Raw genomic sequence first — 16,529 nt, 5'->3', positions numbered from 1 at the left:
GTGGCCGAGCTGGGCTTCATCGTGCACCCGACCTACCGCGTGCGGAACGGCCGCGCGGTCGTGCAGCTCTTCGGCCGCCTGGAGAGCGGCGAGGCGTTCCTGGTCGAGGACGAGCGCTACCGCCCGTATTTCTTCACGCACCCCGAAGCGACGCGTTTCCTCGAAGCGGAGCGCGGCGTCGAGATCGAGGACAGCGATCTGGTCGATCTGCGCGGAGCGCCGCTGGTGCGCGTGATCGCGAGGCAGCCCGCCGCGATCCCGCGCCTGCGCGAGAAGCTCGAGGCGGCCGGCGCGGTCGCGCTCGAGGCCGACATCCGCTTTCCGTACCGGTTCCTGATCGATCGCGGCTTGCGCGCGGCGGTCGCGATCACCGGTGAGTCGTCGCGCAGCGATGACGCTGGACTTCGCGTGTTTCGCAATCCCGAGCTGGTGCCGGGAAGCGCGCGCCCGGAGCTGCGCGTGCTCTCGCTCGACCTCGAGACCACCCCCGACGCGGGCCGGGTCCTCTCGGCCGCGCTGGTCGGCGCGGGCGCGGACGAGGTGCACCTGCTCGCGACGCGCGAGGTTCCGGGCGCGATCTCGCACGCCGACGAGGCTTCGCTCCTGAGCAACGTCGCCGCGCGCATCCGCGCGCTCGACCCCGACGTGATCACCGGCTGGAACGTGGTCGACTTCGACTTCGCGGTGCTGGTCGCGCGCGCATCGCGGCTTGGCGTGGCGTTCGAGATCGGCCGGGCGCCGGGCGAGATCGGACTGGCGCGCGACGGCTCGTTCACCCGTCAGCGGCGCGCGGAGATCCCCGGGCGCGTCGTGCTCGACGGAATGGCGCTGGTTCGCGACGCCTCGATCGCGCTCGACGACTACTCGCTCGAGACGGCGTCGCGAACCCTGCTCGGGCGCGGCAAGCGGATCGCGAAGACCGGCGGCAACCCGGCGCGCGAGATCCTGCGCATGTACCGCGACGAGACCGCGGCCTTCGTCGCCTACAACCGCGAGGACGCCGTCCTCGTGCAGGAGATCATCGCTCGCGAGTCGCTTCTCGATCTCGCGGTCGAGCGCAGCCTGCTAAGCGGAATGCAGCTCGACCGAGTCGGAGCGAGCATCGCCTCGTTCGATCTGCTCTACCTGCCGGAGCTGCGCCGCCGCGGCCGGGTCGCGCCGTCGGTCGAGCGCGAGCGCGAGCCGGGCCGCGTCTCGGGCGGCTCGGTCATGGACTCGCACCCCGGGCTGTTCCGGAACGTCGCGGTCTTCGACTTCAAGAGCCTGTATCCGAGCCTGATCCGGAGCTTCAACCTGGATCCTCTCGCGCACGCGTGCGCCGGCGCCGACGCGATCGAGGCGCCCAACGGCGCGCGCTTCTCGCGCTCGGAGTCGATCCTGCCCGAGATCCTGGAGCGCTTCGCCGCGCGGCGCGAGCAGGCCAAGCGGCGCGGCGATCGGCACGCCGATCTCGCGATCAAGATCATGATGAACGCGCTCTTCGGCGTGCTCGGCGCGCCGTCCTGCCGCTTCTTCGCGCCCGAGGTCGCAAACGCCATCACGGGCTTCGGCCGGCTCGTGCTCGAGCGCACGCGCCTGGCCTTCGAGCGCTGCGAGGCGCGCGTGCTCTACGGCGACACCGATTCGATCTTCGTGCTCGTCGACGAGCAGGCCACGCTCGAACGCGCCGTCGAGATCGCCGACCGGCTCCGCGCGCTGGTCCAGGCCGATCTATCGGAGCAGCTGCGCCGCGAGTGGGCGGTCGAGCCGCGGCTGGAGCTCGAGCTCGAGCACGTCTACGAGCGCTTCTACCAGCCGAGACTGCGCGGCGGCACCCAGGGCAGTCGCAAGCGCTACGCGGGGCTCTTGAACGGCAACCTGCACGTGGTCGGGCTCGAGGCCGTGCGCCGCGACTGGCCCGAGGTCGCGCGCAGGCTGCAGCGCGGCATGCTCGAGCGGCTGTTTCGCGACGAGCCGGTGGCGGAGTTCGTGCGCGAGGTGGTCGTGGATCTGCTCGCGGGTAGGCTCGATCGCGAGCTCGTGACCCGCAAGGCGCTGCGCAAAGGGGCGGTCGAGCGCTACACCGCGTCGACCCCGGCGCACGTCGAGGCGGCGCGGCGCTCGAAGGTCAAGGTCGGGCGGACCGTGGCTTACGTGATGACGCGCGGCGGACCGGAGCCGATCGGGCCCGACGGCGAGCTGCCGGCGGACCTCGACCGCGCGCACTACGTCGAGAAGGTGGTGAAGCCGATCGCGGAGTCGATCCTGTGCGAGCTCGGACAGAGCTTCGACGAGGTCACCGACTCGCCGCGGCAGCTGACTCTCTTGTGACCCGGCGGATGTCGACCACCGAGACGCCCTCGGCGGTCTCGATCTTCGCCACGACGTCGTGCTCGCCGCTGCCCAGCGGCACCTCGATCTCGCCCGCGCGCGCGCCCTCGAAGTCGCTCCAGGCGCGCTTCTGCAGATCGACGGAGATCCAGCCGTCGCGAAGCCCCACGTCGGTGCGCGCGCGCAAGCCCAGGTTCTCCGACTGCTCGTCGATCACCACCTCGGGCGGCGTGTAGCTCACGCGGGTCTCGGGGATCGGCACCTCGATCCGCCGCTGCGCCCAGGGGCCGAGCTGAGCGATCACGATCGTCTTGGGCTTCGCCGCGAGCGGTAGCGTGATCTGCTCGTGCGCGCCCGGCTCGAGCACCTCGAACGAGCGCGTCGCGCCGGAGACCGCGATCGTGAGTCCGCGTGCCGCGTGTCGGCCGCGATTGGTGAGCGTGAGCCGGGCTTCGGCCTCCGAGAGCCGCTCGACCTCGATCTCGAACTCGGGTGGCTGCACCGAGACGTCCAGCACCGAGCGCTGCTTCAGCAGCGGACGGTCGCCGGAGGCGACGAGCAGATCGATCGGATGGTGCTCGACCGAAATTCCGTCGGGCGGCAGGAGCTCGATCTCCGTCGTTACCGAGTCGCGGGCCGCGAGCTCGCCGAGTCCGGCGATCTTGTTGTCCAGATACAGCGCTCCGGCATCGAGCGCGAGCCAGACGTCCGGGAGCGCGAAGTCGTTGGGATTGGACACGGTGATCCGAACCGTTCCCGCCTCGCCCGAGACCAGCGTCGGCGCCTGCACGGCGACCCCGAGCGGGAGCGGAAGCGCCGAGTCGTCGGCGCCGCGCCGCGCCGACCAGCGCACGCCGAGCGGCTCCAGGTGCTTGGCGATGTTCTCGTACGCCTGCGCTCGCACGCGCGCCAGGCCGCGCTCGCCCGGCTCGCGCAGCAGGATCGCGCCGACCTCGACGGGAAACGCGTCGTCCTCGCCCGCGCCGCGCACGTACGGGACCGCGCCGGCCGGCACGTTCGCCAGCGACCCCAGGCGCGACGCCGCGACCGGGAACAGGCGGATGCGCGGCTCGACTCCCTTCTGGTTGATCGCGCGGTCGTCCGAGAGCAGGTACTCGGCGACGGTGAGCTTCAGCAGGTTCTCGTCCTTCATCGGCATGACCTGCTGCACCAGGCCTTTGCCGTAGGTCGTCTGGCCGATGATCGTGACGTTGCCGAGCGGCTCGAGCGCGCCCGAGATGATCTCGGCCGCCGAGGCGGTCTGCGGGTCGACCAGAATCGACAGCGGCATGTCGAACTCGATCGCGGGATCGGCGCTGATCCGGCTGCGCGCGTCCGGCGGCAGGCCGTCGCGCGTCACCGTTCGCACGATCGTGTGCGAATCGAGGAACTGGTCCACGAGCTGCGCCGCCGCGACCATGCTGCCGCCGGTGTTTCCGCGCATGTCGAGCACCAGGCCGTCGAGCGGGCCGAGCTCGGAGACGCGCTCCCGGAACTCCTGCGCGGTCTCGCGGCTCACCTGGTAGATCTGCGCGTAGCCGATCCGTCCCGCGCCCTGGAGCGTTCGCGATTCGACGCTCGGAATCATCACCTCGCCGCGGATGATCGAGACGTCGAGCCTCTGCTTCGGATCGCTTCCGCGCACCACGCCGAGCGAGATCGGCGTGCCGGCGCGCCCGCGGATGCGGCTCACGGCATCCTCGACCGAGAGCGGCTGGGTCGGGTCGCCGTCGATCGACAGGATCGCGTCGCCGTCGCGCAGGCCGCCCTTCTCGGCCGGGCTGCCCGGGAACACGCGCACCGCGATCAGGTCGCCGTCGCGCCGGCCGATCCGCGCGCCGACGCCCGAGAGCTTGCCCTCGAAGCGGATCCGGAAGTCCTCGCTGCCGCGTCCGGAGAAGATCGTCGAATAGGGATCGAGCGCGCCGAGCGCCCCGCGGAGCGCAATGTGCTCGAGGTCGTTCTCGGGATCGATCGGGTCGGGCAGGTGCTGCTCGGTGAAGCGGATCGCGCGCGCGAGCACGTCGCGGTAGCGCTCGGGGTCGAAGCTCGGGTCGAGCGGCACGCGCGCCGACTCGCCGTTCACGGTCAGCACGCCCTCGGCGGAGCCCTCCTCGCTGTCGAAGATCACCGAGTCGAAGCTCTGCTCTAGTGCGTCGAGCGCGCCGACCACCATGCGCTGGTCGAGCCGGTCCGGCCAAAGGTAGAAGCTTCCCGTCTGCGCCAGGGCGTCCTTGGTCACCACGAGCTGCGCCTGCTCCGACGGCAGAGTTCCCGCCGTCGCGCAGCCGACCGCAAACGCCAGCCCGACCAGCGGCAGGAGTCGGATCGCGCGGATTCGGGTCGGTGCGTCGGGTCGCGGAATCAGCATCGGGCGCCGAGTCTAGCGCGGGCCGGTCGCCGCGCGAGAAAGACCCGCTATCATGCGCCCCGGGCGCGTAGCTCAGTTGGTAGAGCAAGGGACTCTTAATCCCTCGGTCGGCGGTTCGAGCCCGCCCGCGCTCAGATCCGACGAGTCCCGCCGGGGAAAGCCCGGCCGCGCTCGAGACGATGAGAGGCGGACGTGTCCACCTCTTGTCGAGAATCGCGCGGTCCGCACGGTCTTCGCTGGCTTGCACTCGCGCTCTGCTTGCTCGCGGGGCCCTGCGCCCGCGCGGCCGAAGCCTCCGACGCCACGGGACGAGTGCGCCGCTCGTTCTACCTGGAGATGCGCGACGGCGTGCCGATCGCGGTCGACCTGTACCTGCCGGCGGGAGCGGGGCAGGGCGGGCGAGTTCCGGCGATCCTGCGCATGACGCGGTACTGGCGGGCCGTGCGCTACCGCGCGCTGGTCCGGCCGTTTCTCGACCGGCCCTCGGATGTCGCGCAGCGCTTCCTCGACTCGGGCTACGCCTGGATCGACGTCGACGTGCGCGGCTCGGGCGCCTCGGGCGGCGTGCAGGCGTCGCTCTGGTCGGACGACGAGGTCCGCGACGGCGCGGAGATCGTCGAATGGATCGTCAGACAACCCTGGTCGAGCGGGCTCGTCGGCGCGCTCGGCGACTCCTACGACGGAACCGCAGCCGAGCTCCTGCTCGCGAATCGCCACCCGGCGGTGCGCGCGGTGGCGCCGCGCTTCGCGCTCTTCGATGGCTACACCGACATCGGTTACCCGGGCGGCGTCCACCTGCACTGGTTCACCGAGACCTGGGGCCGCTTCAACGCCGCGATCGACCGCGGCGCTCTCTTCGCGGCGTTCCCGGCGTGGGTGCCGATCTTCGTCTCGGGGCCGCGGCCGGTCGACGGTCCCCGCGGAGCGCGGGCGGTCCGCTCCGCGCAAGCGGCGCACCTCGGCAACTTCGACGTCCACGCGGAGGCCCTCGCGACACCGTTCCGCGACGACCTCGCGCCGGGGCTCGGCCTGCGCACGGAGGACTGGAGCCCTTACGGCGCGCGGCGCCCGGCGATCGAGGCCTCGAACGCGGCGGTGTACAGCTACAGCGGCTGGCTCGACGGCGGCTACGCGCACGCGGCGATCAAGCGCTTCCGCACGCTCTCGAATCCCGGCCAGAGGCTCCGCCTCGGGCCCTGGAACCACGGCGGTGACCAGCACCTCGAGCCGCTCGAGCCGACGCGTTCGGAGGACTTCGACCACGCGGCGGAGCTGCTGCGCTTCTTCGACCCGCACCTGAAGGGCGCGCCTGCCGATGCCTCGCCGCCCGTCGCGTACTACACGACCGGAGAGCGGCGCTGGAAGCACGCGGACGCCTGGCCTCCGCCTTCGCGGCCGACGCGGCTCTACCTGGGGCCGGCCGGCGCGCTCGAGCCCGCGCCCAGCGCACCGCCCGCGGGCGACGACGTCTTCACGACCGATCCCGAGACCGGAAGCGGCGCGACCAGCCGCTGGCGTGGCCTGGCCGTGCCGACCTGGACGGAATACCCCGACCGCGCGGAGCGCGATCGACGCCTGCTCGTCTACGAGAGCGCGTCGCTTCCGCGCGATCTCGAGGTGACCGGCCATCCGCTCGTCCGGCTCACCGTGCGCTGCGACGCGGCCGACGGCGCGCTCTTCGCGTACCTGGAGGACGTCGATGCGCGCGGGAACGTCGGCTACGTGAGCGAGGGGACGATCCGCGCGCTGCACCGCCGGCTTCGGCCCGATCGCGAGTCGCCCTACGCGCTCACTGTGCCGTACCGCAGCTTCGACCGCGCCGACGCCGAGCCGCTCGTTCCCGGCGAGCCGGCCGAGCTGGTCTTCGACCTGCAGCCGATCTCGCACCTGTTTCGTCGCGGTCACCGGATCCGGCTCGCGATCGCGGGCGCCGATCGGGACCAGTTCGCGAGCCCGCCGGGCCCGCCCCCGACCTGGACCATCGCGCGGGGCGCCGACTCGTGGGTCGAGCTGCCGTTCGTGGACCGCGACGCGCCGGGCGCAGCGGAAACGGTGCACTGAAGCCCGGCCCCTGCGCTCGGCACGCCGTACCGGGCGCGATCTGCGGCGCGCCGCTCGCGGCACGCGCTTTGCTCTGGGGCTGGATCGATGCGGCGATCTACAATCCAGCGAGTCCGGCCCTGGCCCGCGATCCCGTCGCTCCAGCTTCTTTTCGCGTCTCAGGGCCGCTGTGGAGTGAAGCGGATGCCAATGCGCTGGGACGACTGGGACAAGCGCCGGGCGAGCGGCCGGAGCGGCCGGCCCGATTGGAGCCGACCCGGCGGGGTCGACGCCCGAGCGGCCCGACAGGCGGCGCGCGAGGCCGAGCGCGAGCGACGCCGCGCGCGACGGCGCGGCCGCGAGCTCTCTCCGGAAGAGGAGACCTGGCTCGAGGCGCGCCGCACGGCGGAGCACAAAATCCGCTTCATCCAGCACCTGATCTCGTACGTCCTCGTCATGGTATTGCTCTCCTGGATCCCGGGCGTGCGGTCCTACGTCGCGCCGATCGTGGCGCTCGCCTGGGGCATCGGCCTCGCGTCGCACTTCTTCCAGGCGATCGTCGCGCCGGACCTGCGCCGCAAGTGGGTGCGCGGCGAGGTCGAGCGGCAGGTCTCGCGGTCGGTCTCGCGCCAGCGCGTGGCGCTCGAGGACGAGAAGCTGCGCTCCCTCGAGGAGCTCTCCGCCTCGATCGCGCACGAGATCCGCAACCCCATCACCGCCGCGAAGAGCCTGGTGCAGCAGCTCGGCGAGGACCCCGGCTCCGCCGAGAACGTCGAGTACGCGCAGATCGCGCTGCAGGAGCTCGACCGGGTCGAGCGCTCGATCTCGCACCTGCTCCGCTACGCGCGCGAGGAGGAGATGCACCCGGAAAAGATGAAGCTGGTCGACGCCGCCGAGAGCGCGCTCGAGTCGCTTCGCGAGCGCTGCGCGAGCGCCGGCGTGAAGCTCGAGCGCGACTTCGACGTGCCGGGCGAGCTGGTCGGCGACCGCGAGCAGCTGCGGCGCGTCTTCATCAACCTGGTCGGCAACGCGCTCGACGCCTTCGCGGAGGCGAAGACGCAGGCCCCCGTGCTGCGGATCGCGATCGGCGAGAACCTGGGCGGCAACGAGGTCTGGGTGCGCGTGGCCGACAACGGCCCCGGTATGGATTCCGACACGCAGGCGCGAATCTTCAAGCCGTTCTTCACCTCGAAGGCGAACGGCACGGGGCTCGGGCTCGCGATCACGCGCAAGCTCGTGGACGCGCACGGCGGTGAGATCGAGGTGAGCTCGACGCCCGGCCAGGGCAGCGAGTTCACGCTGCACTTCCCCAAGCACGCCCAGCGACCCGAGGCGGCGCGATGAGCGCGCGCGTTCTGATCGTCGAGGACGAGAAGGCGATCCAGCTCGCGCTTCGCGGGCTGCTCCGCCGCGACGGCTACGACGTGGATCTCGCCGATACCGGCGAGGACGCGCTGCGCAAGCTCTCCGAGAAGCCCTACGACCTGGTGATCACGGACCTGGCGCTCGGGCGCGGGATCAGCGGCATGGACGTGCTTCGCGCCAGCAAGGAGGCGCGCGCGGAGACCGCGGTCGTGATGATCACCGCGCACGGCAGCGAGAAGGTCGCGGTCGAGGCGATGAAGCAGGGCGCCGAGGACTACGTGCCCAAGCCCTTCGACAACGAGGAGCTGCGCGTGGTGGTGCGCCGCGCGCTGGAGCGCACGCAGCTGCAGCGCGAGCACCGGCTTCTGCTCGAGCGTGTCGAGCGCGACCTCTCGTTCGAGAACCTGATCGGTCAGGGCCGCGCCATGAAGCAGATCTTCGAGACGATCCAGAAGGTCGCGGAGACCGATCTCTCGGTGCTCGTGCGCGGCGAGAGCGGGACCGGCAAGGAGCTGGTCGCGCAGGCCCTGCACCAGCGCAGTGCGCGGCGCGCGAAGCCCTTCGTGGCGGTGAACTGCGCGGCGATCTCGAAGGAGCTGGTCGAGAGCGAGCTCTTCGGCCACGAGAAGGGCGCCTTCACCGGCGCCGACGCCCGGCGCGTGGGCAAGTTCGAGGCGGCCAGCGGCGGCACGATCTTCCTGGACGAGATCGGCGACATGGCGCCCGAGACCCAGGCCAAGGTGCTCCGCGTGCTGCAGGAGAAGAGCTTCGAGCCGGTCGGCGGAAACCGCGTGGTGAACGTCGACGTGCGGGTCGTCGCCGCCACCCACCGCGACCTCGAGGGCGAGGTGAAGAACGGCCGCTTCCGCGAGGACCTCTACTACCGCTTGAAGGTGGTGGAGATGACGCTTCCGCCGCTCCGCGAGCGGCTCGAGGACGTGCCGCTTCTCGCGGAGCGCTTCGTGCACGCGCTCGCCGAACGGCTCGGGCGCGCGCCGAAGCACCTCTCGAACGCGGCGCTGGCGCGGCTCACCCGCCACGCCTGGCGCGGCAACGTGCGCGAGCTGCGAAATGCGATCGAGCGCGCCGCGGTGCTCGCGGGCGGCCCCGAGATCGAGGTCGCGGACCTGGCGCTCGAGGGCGAGGAGCTTCCGGCCGACGTCGGGACGAGCCTGTCGATTGGCGTGCCGTTCCGCGACGCGAAGCGGATCACGGTCGAGAGCTTCGAGCGCGCCTACCTGATGCGCGCGCTGAAGGAGCACGGCGGAAACGTCTCGCGCACGGCCGAGGCGATCGGAATGGTGCGCCAGAGCCTGCAGCAGAAGATCCGCGAGCTGGACCTGCGCTCCGAGGATTGGAGCGACGAGTCCGAATAGGAGAGACCCGATGGGAACGAACGGACACCGGGGAATCGTCGCCCGACTCCGCGATCTGGTGAACGGGGTCTTCGCGGTCTGGATGCGCGAGCGCGAGGTCGAGCGGCCCGACGCGGTCTACGAGCGCGTGATCGGCGAGCGCGTGCGCCAGTACGCGGAGCTGAAGCGCGCGGTCGCGGGCATCCTGTACATGCGCAACAAGATCGAGGGGGAGCTCAGCGGCCGCCGCTCGGAGCTCGCGCGCCTGCACGACGACATCGGCCGAGCCGTACAGCGCGGCGACGACGAGGTGGCACTGGTGCTGATCGCGCAGAAGGACGCGCTGCTTCAGGACTTGGAGCGCGGCCAGCGCGAGCTCGAGGAGGTCTCCGCGGAGTGCGAGAGCGCCAAGACCAATCTGGTGAAATTCCGCGCCGAGATCCGCAGCCTGGAGCGGGAGAAGGTGCGCATGCTCGCGCAGCTCGCGAGCGCGCGCGCGCGGCGCAGGATCCAGTCCGCGTTCGAGGGTCTTTCGACCGAGGGCGAGATGAAGGCGCTGGAGAGCGTTCGCGAGGAGATCGAGCGCCTGAAGGTCGAGAGCCGGATCGAGCTCGACATGGACTCGGGACTCGAGCGGCGCGTGCGCGCGATCCGCGACGAGGCGAAGCTCGATGCGGCCCGCCGCGAGCTCGACGAGCTCAAGCGGCGCCTTTCGCCCTCGCTCTTCGTGCCGGCCGCGGCGATGCGCGAGGTCGTGACGGTCCGCGCCGAGCAGCCTGCGGCCGCGAACGGCTAGGAGGCTCTGCTACTCTCCGCGCCGGCGGACGCAGCTCTTGCCGGGGTGGCGGAATTGGCAGACGCGACGGCCTTAGGAGCCGTTGCCGCAAGGCGTGCAGGTTCGACCCCTGTCCCCGGCAGCTCGAGTCAGGCTCAGCTCATGCCGCGCTGGTACGTGGCCATGTCGAAGTAGTCGCGCCACTCCTTGATCTTGCCGCCTTCCATCACGAAGACCCCCGTGCAGGGCAGGTCGACGCGCTTGCTCCCCGCTTGGGTGCGATCGACCCGCTCGGCGATCACCACGTTTCCCGAGGCGATCAGGTTGCGGATCTCCCATTCGGTCTTGGTCCACGTGGACAGGAAGCCGCGGATCAGGTTGCGCACGTTCTCGCGGCCCGCGACCGGCCCCATCGGCATGTTGTGGTAGATGCCGTCGTCGCTGAAGTACGCCACCAGCTCGTCGGTATCGAGGCGCGCCCACGCGCCGATGAAATCCCGGATCACCTGCTCGTTGCTCTTCATCGCCATCCCTCCGCGTCTTGCCGCACCGTGAATCGGATCCGGCCGGATTGCAAGTCGGCTAGCCGAGCCCGCCGAGCGCCGCGAGGCGCGCGACGATCGCCCGCGAGAGGCCGAGCTCGCAGACCAGCGCATCGGGGAGCTCGTCGGAATCGAGCGCGCGGCTCGTCACACCCGAGGCCGTCTTCTCGAAGCGGGTGTTTCCCGCGAACGAGACCAGCCGTCCCGGGAAGTTCTTCCGCACGTAGAGCGAGGCGTTGAAGACCGAGACCCCGCGCGAGATCTCGTAGCGCTCCAGATAGAAGGCCTCGTCCACCGGGTCGTCCATCAGCCGACACGGCATCGTGTCGGACGAGACGCTGCGCCCCCAGTGGATCGAGAGGCCCGCGTCGGCCGGCTCGAGCCGGATCGGATGCACGGCGTCGTCGAGCGCGGAAGGGCGGTGGCGCGAGAGCGGGATCGGAAGCTCGTTCAGGATCGAGGAGTCGACCAGCCACTCCTGGCCCGCGAGGCGCACCACCAGGCTTCCGTGGTTGGGCTCGCCGCGGTCGGCCATCGACGCGGGGATCCGCCGCGCCTCGAAGCCGCAGGCGCCGAGCAGCGCGTGCAGCGCGTTGCTCGACGGCCAGCAGGTTCCGCCCGCGCCGTGCTCGAGGAACGCCGAGAAGAAGTCCTCGGGCCGGCCGCCCGGGAGCAGTCCCGGACGGCCCTCGAGCAGCGCGATGCGCTTGCGGACGTTGTCGAACGGAACCGCGCGACACCAAGCGAGGTAGAGCCGCGAGAGCCCGGCGACGTCGATCTCGGGGTCGCTGGCGAGGCCGAGCTTCGCCAGCACGCGATCGACGAGCCCCGGCGCCAGCTCGCTCATGCTCCGGCGCGAATCACCAGCTCGCGCCAGGGTGCGCACGGGCCACGCACTGCATCTCCGCGAGCAGGCGGTCGAGGTGCTCGCTGTGCACGCCGCGCCGGCCGCCGCCGGTCGGGTACTCGGGATCGCCGGGGCGGCGCAGCCGGGCCGTCTCGATCAGGCGCGAGAGCTCCGCACCCCAGCTCGCCTCGGGCTCGGACTCGCGAAGCTCCGCCGTGAACGGCCAGAGCGCATCGAGCGCGGCCTGCATGCGCCGGTGGCTCTCGTCGCTGCCGTCGCCGAGGCGAACGAACCACTCGCGCGCGTGGCGCGCGTGGTAGCGGGTCTCTTTCGCCGCGCGAGCGCAGAGCTCGGCGAGCTCCGCGTCGGACGACGAGGCGAGCCGCTCGAGCTCGGGCAGCGCGGCGGAGTCGAAGAGCACCTGGCGCACGATCGTGTGCGCGAAGTCGAGGTCGGGCTGCTCGACGAGCAGGCAGTTGCGGAACTCCGTCGGGCCGCGCAGGAAGGCGAGCGCATCGGCGTCACGGCCGCGACCCTCGCGCGCGCCGGCGAGCCCGAGAAAACGCTCGGCCTGCCCGATCAGATCGAGGCTGATGTTCGAGAGCGCGATGTCCTCTTCCAGGATCGGCGCGTGCCCGCACCACTCCGACAGCCGGTGGCCGAGCACGAGCCGGTCGTCGCCGAGACGCAGCAGTGATTCGACCGTCGCCTTCATTTGCTCTTCCGCGCCTTCGGACCGCTGTAGAAGCGCGAATGGCGGTAGAGCTTCTCGGGTCCGGGCTCCAGGAACGACGCCGCGTCGGCGGTCGTGGTGGCGACGATCCGCTCCGACTCGACCACCCAGAGGCTGGCGATCGGACCGCGCCGCGCGTAGACGTCGCGCGCGGCCTGCAGCGCCAGCTCCCCGTCGGGCGCGTGCACGGAGCCCGCGTGCTCGTGCGGCGCGCCGGCCTTCTCCTGCACGAAGACCTCCCAGAGCGGCCACTGCGAGTCGGCGGTCGGCGGGCTCATTGCGGCCTCTTCTTCGCCCAGGCCTCGGCGGCCTCGCGCACCCAGCGGCCCTCTTCGTGCGCGCGCCTGCGCGCGGCGAGCCGGTCGCGATTGCACAGCCCTCCGCCGCGGATCACGCGCCAGAACTCGTCCCAGTCGATCGGGCCGATGCGCCAGTGGCCGGTCTTCGCGTCGAACTCGAGCCGGGGGTCGGGAACTTCGAGGCCGATCTCGTGGACCTGCGGAACGGCGAGGTCGACGAACCACTGCCGCAGCTCGTCGTTGCTCTTCACCTTCACGCGCCAGCGCAGCAGCTGCTCGCTGTGCGGCGAGGCGTCGTCGGGCGGCCCGAACATCATCAGCACCGGCCACCACCAGCGATCGACCGCGCTCTGCGCCATCTCGCGTTGCGCGGGTTTTCCCGCTGCGAGCACCGCGACCAGCTCGAAGCCTTGCCGCTCGTGGAAGAGCTCCTCCTTGCAGATCCGGATCATCGTGCGCGAGTACGGGCCGTAGGAGCACTTGGTGAGCGTGGTCTGGTTCACGATCGCCGCGCCGTCGACCAGCCAGCCGATCACGCCGACGTCCGCCCAGGAGAGCGTCGGGTAGTTGAAGATGTTCGAGTACTTCGCGCGGCCCGCGAGCAGGCTCGAGATCAGCTCCTCGCGCGTGACGCCCAGGGTCTCGACCGCGCCGTACAGGTACAGGCCGTGGCCGGCCTCGTCCTGCACCTTGGCGAGCAACGCCTGCTTGCGGCGGAGCGTCGGCGCTCGCGTGATCCAGTTCCCCTCGGGCAGCGTGCCGACGACTTCGGAGTGCGCGTGCTGGCTCATCATGCGGATCAGCTGGCCGCGGTAGGCGTCGGGCATCCAGTCGCCCGGCTCGATCGTCTCGCCCGCGTCGATTCGCGCCTGAAACGCCCGCTCGCGCTCCGCGTCGTCCATGCCGGCAGGGTACCATGGGCCGATGACACGCGAACACCTCCGGTACGAAGTCAGGGACGCCGTCGGACGGATCACGCTCGCCCGGCGGGACGTGCTGAACAGCATCAACTCCGCGCTCGCTCGCGAGCTGCGCGGCGTGCTCGACGAGGCCGCGCGCGACCCGGGCGTTCGCGCGCTGCTGCTCACCGGCGAGGGCCGCGCGTTCTGCGCCGGGCAGGATCTGGCCGAGATGCTCCCGCCCGACGGCTCGAAGGGCCTGGAGATCGGGGCGGCGATCGAGCAGAACTACAACCCGGTCGTGCGGCGACTGGTCGCTCTGGAGAAGCCCGTCGTCTGCGCGGTGAACGGCGTGGCCGCGGGCGCGGGGGCGAACCTGGCGCTCGCCTGCGACGTGGTTCTGGCCGCGAAGAACGCCAGCTTCATCCAGGCCTTCATCAACATCGGCCTGATTCCCGACAGCGGCGGCACGTTCTTCCTGCCGCGGCTGGTGGGGCTCGCGCGCGCGAAGGCGCTGATGCTGCTCGGCGATCGGATCACGGCGGAGCAGGCGCTCGGCTTCGGCATGATCTGGGCCGTGCACGAGCCGGAGCGGCTGCTGCCGGAGGCCGAGGCGCTCGCGCTTCGCCTCGCCGCGCTGCCCACCACCGCGCTCGGCCTGATCAAGCGCGCGACGAACGCGTCGCTCGCGAGCGACCTCGACGAGCAGCTCGATCGCGAGCGCGACCTGCAGGTGCTCGCGGGCCGGACGCACGACTATTCCGAGGGCGTGAAGGCGTTCCAGGAGAAGCGCAAGGCGCGCTTCACCGGCCGCTAGTCGACCGCGCGCCTCGCGATCCGGAAGCAGTAGCGCGTGCGCGGGTCCGGGAAGTCTTCGGGCAGGGTCTCGCGCGAGACGTCACAGATCGCGTCGGAGTCGATCGCGGCCGCGTCGAGCTTGAAGCGCCGGAAGTTGGTCGAGAACCAGAGCACGCCGCCGGGCGCGAGCCGGCGCAGCGTCGCGTTCACGAGCGCCGCGTGGTCGCGCTGCAGGTCCAGCGCCCCGCGCATCTTCTTGCTGTTGGAGAAGGTCGGCGGGTCGAGCACGGCGAGGTCGTACGGTCCGGTGTCGCGCGCGAGGAACTCCAGCACGTCGGCGCGGACCCACTCGTGCTGCGGCCCGGCCAGTCCGTTCAGCCGCAGGTTCTGCTCGGCCCAGTCCAGATAGGTTCTCGACAGGTCGACGCTCGTGGTCGATCTCGCGCCGGCCGCCGCGGCGTGCACGGTGAACGCGCCCGTGTAGCAGAACAGATTGAGGAAGCGCTTTCCCGCGGCCTCGCTCGCCACGCGCAGGCGCGTCTGGCGGTGGTCCAGAAAGAGGCCGGTGTCGACGTAGTCCGACAGGTTCACGCGAAAGCGCAGGCCCGCCTCGGTCACCGTGAGCTCGGCGCGCGCGTCGCCGAGCTTTCGGTACTGCGACGCGCCGGGCTGGCCCGCGCGGCGCTTGGCGAAGGCATCCTCGCGCGCGATTCCGAGCGCGCTCGCGGCCGCGGCGGTCATCGCGTCGATCCACGCGTCGTCGCGACTCGCGTCGCTCTCGCGTGCGTACACCGAAACGTGCAGGCGCCCCTCGTACGTGTCGATCACGAGCGGGATCTCGGGGATGTCGCAGTCGTAGAGCCGGTAGCAGGAGACGCCGCTGCGGCGCGCCCACTTCGCGAGGTGACGCGAACGCTTGCGCAGCCGGTTCGCGAGCATCTCGGCCTGCGCCTCGCTCAACCGAGCACGCCCTCCGCCTCGAGCGCGCGGATCTCTTCGTGGCTGAAGCCGTGCTCGGCCAGCGCCTCGCGCGAGTGCGCGCCGAGCTCGGGCGCGGGGCCGCGCGGCTCGATCCGGCTGTTCGCGATCGCGAGCGGCATGGCCACCGTCTCGAAGCGCCCCTCCTTGGGGTGATCGATCGGCGCGAACGTGCCGATCGCGCGCGCCTGCGGATCGGCGATCACCTCGTCCAGCGTCGCGACCGGCGCCCAGATCAGCTTGTGCCTATCGAGCTCGACCGCCCAGTGCCCGAAGTCCTGGCGCGCGAAGCGCTCGCCGATCGCGCTCGAGAGCTCGCGCGTGGCAGCGGTCCGCTTCGCCGGCGTGTCCCAGCGCTCGTCGGCTGCCCAGGCCGGCTCGCCGATCGCCGCGCAGACGCGCGGCCAGAACGACTGCGAGTCCGGGTGCACGAGCAGGATGTAGCGGCCGTCGCGCGTCGGGTAGGAGTTCCAGATCGGGTTCGGCGGCGCGGTCCGGTCGTGCCGGGGCGGGTGAGCCTTCGTGATCAGCGCGGCGGACAGGTCGCCCGCGATGGTCCACATCCCCGTGCCGTAGAGCGTGACGTCCGCGTACTGGGCAACGCCGGTGCGGTCGCGCAGGCGAAGCGCCGCGAGCGTCGCGAGCACCAGGTTCAGCGCCGTGGTGTGGTCTCCCTGCCCGCCGCGACAGAGCGGAGGCGCCGAGGGCGGCTCGCCGAGCGTCGCCATGATTCCCGAGCGCGCCCAGAACGCCGCGTAGTCGAAGCCCGGTCGCCAGTGCTCGGGACCGTGCGTGCCGTAGCCGGTGAGCGAGGTGTAGACGAGCCGCGGATTCGCCGCGCGCAGACGCTCGAAGTCCAGCCCGTACTTCTCGCGCCGCGGCTGGGTGAGATTCGTGAGGAACACGTCGGCGTCGCGCACCAGGCGGTGCACCACCTCGCGCGCGCGCGGCTTCTCGAGGTCGAGCACGAGCGAGCGCTTGCCGCGGTTGTCGACCTCGAAGGCGGTGTTCAGGTCGGTGTCGTAGCCGAGATTTCGCATCTTGAACGCGCGCAGCGCGTCGCCCTCGGGCGGCTCGATCTTCAACACCTCCGCGCCCATGTCGCGAAACAGCGCGCAGGCCGCGGGCCCGGCGACCCAGTTCGCGACCTCGACGACCTTCAGCCCCTCGCACGGAGACGTCATTCGCGGCTCTCCCCTGGATGGAGCGCCAGGTTA

Annotated in this window: 14 protein-coding genes and 2 tRNA genes; 8 read left to right on the top strand and 8 right to left on the bottom strand. The window is 71.3% G+C overall.

Features of this window, described 5'->3' with window-relative positions; genetic code table 11:
* Entirely contained in the window at positions 1–2,310 is a 2,310-nt protein-coding gene (locus tag FJ108_06020; GenBank protein ID MBM4335458.1) for a DNA polymerase II, read from the top strand.
* On the opposite strand, the gene FJ108_06015 is transcribed toward FJ108_06020, so the two are convergent.
* Positions 2,276–4,681: a PDZ domain-containing protein gene (locus tag FJ108_06015; GenBank protein MBM4335457.1), complete on the bottom strand. Its 2,406-nt coding sequence runs from the start codon at positions 4,679–4,681 to the stop codon at positions 2,276–2,278. The two genes, FJ108_06020 and FJ108_06015, sit on opposite strands and share 35 nt — an antisense overlap.
* Positions 4,682–4,742: 61 nt before the next feature.
* On the opposite strand from FJ108_06015, the gene FJ108_06010 reads away from it, so the two are divergent.
* The 6 genes from FJ108_06010 to FJ108_05985 all read left to right on the top strand — a co-directional run bounded on the left by FJ108_06010 (position 4,743) and on the right by FJ108_05985 (position 10,358).
* Positions 4,743–4,815 (top strand) — tRNA-Lys (locus tag FJ108_06010).
* Positions 4,816–5,017: 202 nt separating this feature from the next.
* Positions 5,018–6,742 carry a CocE/NonD family hydrolase gene (locus FJ108_06005; protein MBM4335456.1) on the top strand — a complete coding sequence of 575 codons (1,725 nt, stop codon included), beginning with the start codon at positions 5,018–5,020 and terminating at the stop codon, positions 6,740–6,742.
* 87 nt (positions 6,743–6,829) lie between these two features.
* The gene (locus FJ108_06000) at positions 6,830–8,065 is read left to right on the top strand and encodes a HAMP domain-containing histidine kinase (GenBank protein ID MBM4335455.1); all 1,236 of its coding nucleotides are present in this window, start codon (positions 6,830–6,832) and stop codon (positions 8,063–8,065) included.
* The gene (locus FJ108_05995; GenBank protein ID MBM4335454.1) at positions 8,062–9,462 is read left to right on the top strand and encodes a sigma-54-dependent Fis family transcriptional regulator; all 1,401 of its coding nucleotides are present in this window, start codon (positions 8,062–8,064) and stop codon (positions 9,460–9,462) included. Before FJ108_06000 ends, FJ108_05995 begins: the two co-directional genes overlap by 4 nt.
* Positions 9,463–9,472: 10 nt before the next feature.
* Positions 9,473–10,237 (top strand): hypothetical protein, encoded by a 765-nt coding sequence (locus tag FJ108_05990; protein MBM4335453.1) that lies wholly within the window; start codon positions 9,473–9,475, stop codon positions 10,235–10,237.
* A 39-nt stretch (positions 10,238–10,276) separates the two neighbouring features.
* A tRNA-Leu gene (locus FJ108_05985) sits at positions 10,277–10,358 on the top strand.
* A 13-nt stretch (positions 10,359–10,371) separates the two neighbouring features.
* On the opposite strand, the gene FJ108_05980 is transcribed toward FJ108_05985, so the two are convergent.
* The 5 genes from FJ108_05980 to paaA are packed head-to-tail and all read right to left on the bottom strand — an operon-like array spanning position 10,372 to position 13,539.
* Positions 10,372–10,740 carry a limonene-1,2-epoxide hydrolase gene (locus FJ108_05980; GenBank protein MBM4335452.1) on the bottom strand — a complete coding sequence of 123 codons (369 nt, stop codon included), beginning with the start codon at positions 10,738–10,740 and terminating at the stop codon, positions 10,372–10,374.
* A gap of 58 nt (positions 10,741–10,798) precedes the next feature.
* Positions 10,799–11,605 (bottom strand): arylamine N-acetyltransferase, encoded by an 807-nt coding sequence (locus FJ108_05975; protein MBM4335451.1) that lies wholly within the window; start codon positions 11,603–11,605, stop codon positions 10,799–10,801.
* Between the two features lie 13 nt (positions 11,606–11,618).
* The gene (gene paaC, locus FJ108_05970; protein ID MBM4335450.1) at positions 11,619–12,320 is read right to left on the bottom strand and encodes a phenylacetate-CoA oxygenase subunit PaaC; all 702 of its coding nucleotides are present in this window, start codon (positions 12,318–12,320) and stop codon (positions 11,619–11,621) included.
* Positions 12,317–12,616: a 1,2-phenylacetyl-CoA epoxidase subunit B gene (locus FJ108_05965; GenBank protein MBM4335449.1), complete on the bottom strand. Its 300-nt coding sequence runs from the start codon at positions 12,614–12,616 to the stop codon at positions 12,317–12,319. The genes paaC and FJ108_05965 overlap by 4 nt, the downstream gene beginning before the upstream one ends.
* On the bottom strand, positions 12,613–13,539 hold the full coding sequence (paaA, locus tag FJ108_05960) for a 1,2-phenylacetyl-CoA epoxidase subunit A (GenBank protein ID MBM4335448.1): 927 nt from the start codon (positions 13,537–13,539) through the stop codon (positions 12,613–12,615). Before paaA ends, FJ108_05965 begins: the two co-directional genes overlap by 4 nt.
* Positions 13,540–13,561: 22 nt before the next feature.
* Here paaA and FJ108_05955 point away from each other — a divergent pair, with 22 nt between their 5' ends.
* Positions 13,562–14,353, top strand: coding sequence for a 2-(1,2-epoxy-1,2-dihydrophenyl)acetyl-CoA isomerase (locus FJ108_05955; GenBank protein MBM4335447.1), 792 nt, complete (start codon positions 13,562–13,564; stop codon positions 14,351–14,353).
* Here the strand turns inward: FJ108_05955 and FJ108_05950 are convergent.
* Both FJ108_05950 and FJ108_05945 read right to left on the bottom strand, forming a co-directional pair.
* Positions 14,350–15,273, bottom strand: coding sequence for a methyltransferase domain-containing protein (locus FJ108_05950; protein MBM4335446.1), 924 nt, complete (start codon positions 15,271–15,273; stop codon positions 14,350–14,352). The two genes, FJ108_05955 and FJ108_05950, sit on opposite strands and share 4 nt — an antisense overlap.
* A 17-nt stretch (positions 15,274–15,290) precedes the next feature.
* On the bottom strand, positions 15,291–16,496 hold the full coding sequence (locus tag FJ108_05945; GenBank protein ID MBM4335445.1) for a CoA transferase: 1,206 nt from the start codon (positions 16,494–16,496) through the stop codon (positions 15,291–15,293).
* Positions 16,497–16,529: the final 33 nt, after the last annotated feature.

Source organism: Deltaproteobacteria bacterium (genome assembly GCA_016875225.1).
Classification (GTDB): domain Bacteria; phylum Myxococcota_A; class UBA9160; order SZUA-336; family SZUA-336; genus VGRW01.
This window is presented reverse-complemented; position numbering and strand designations above follow the sequence as displayed.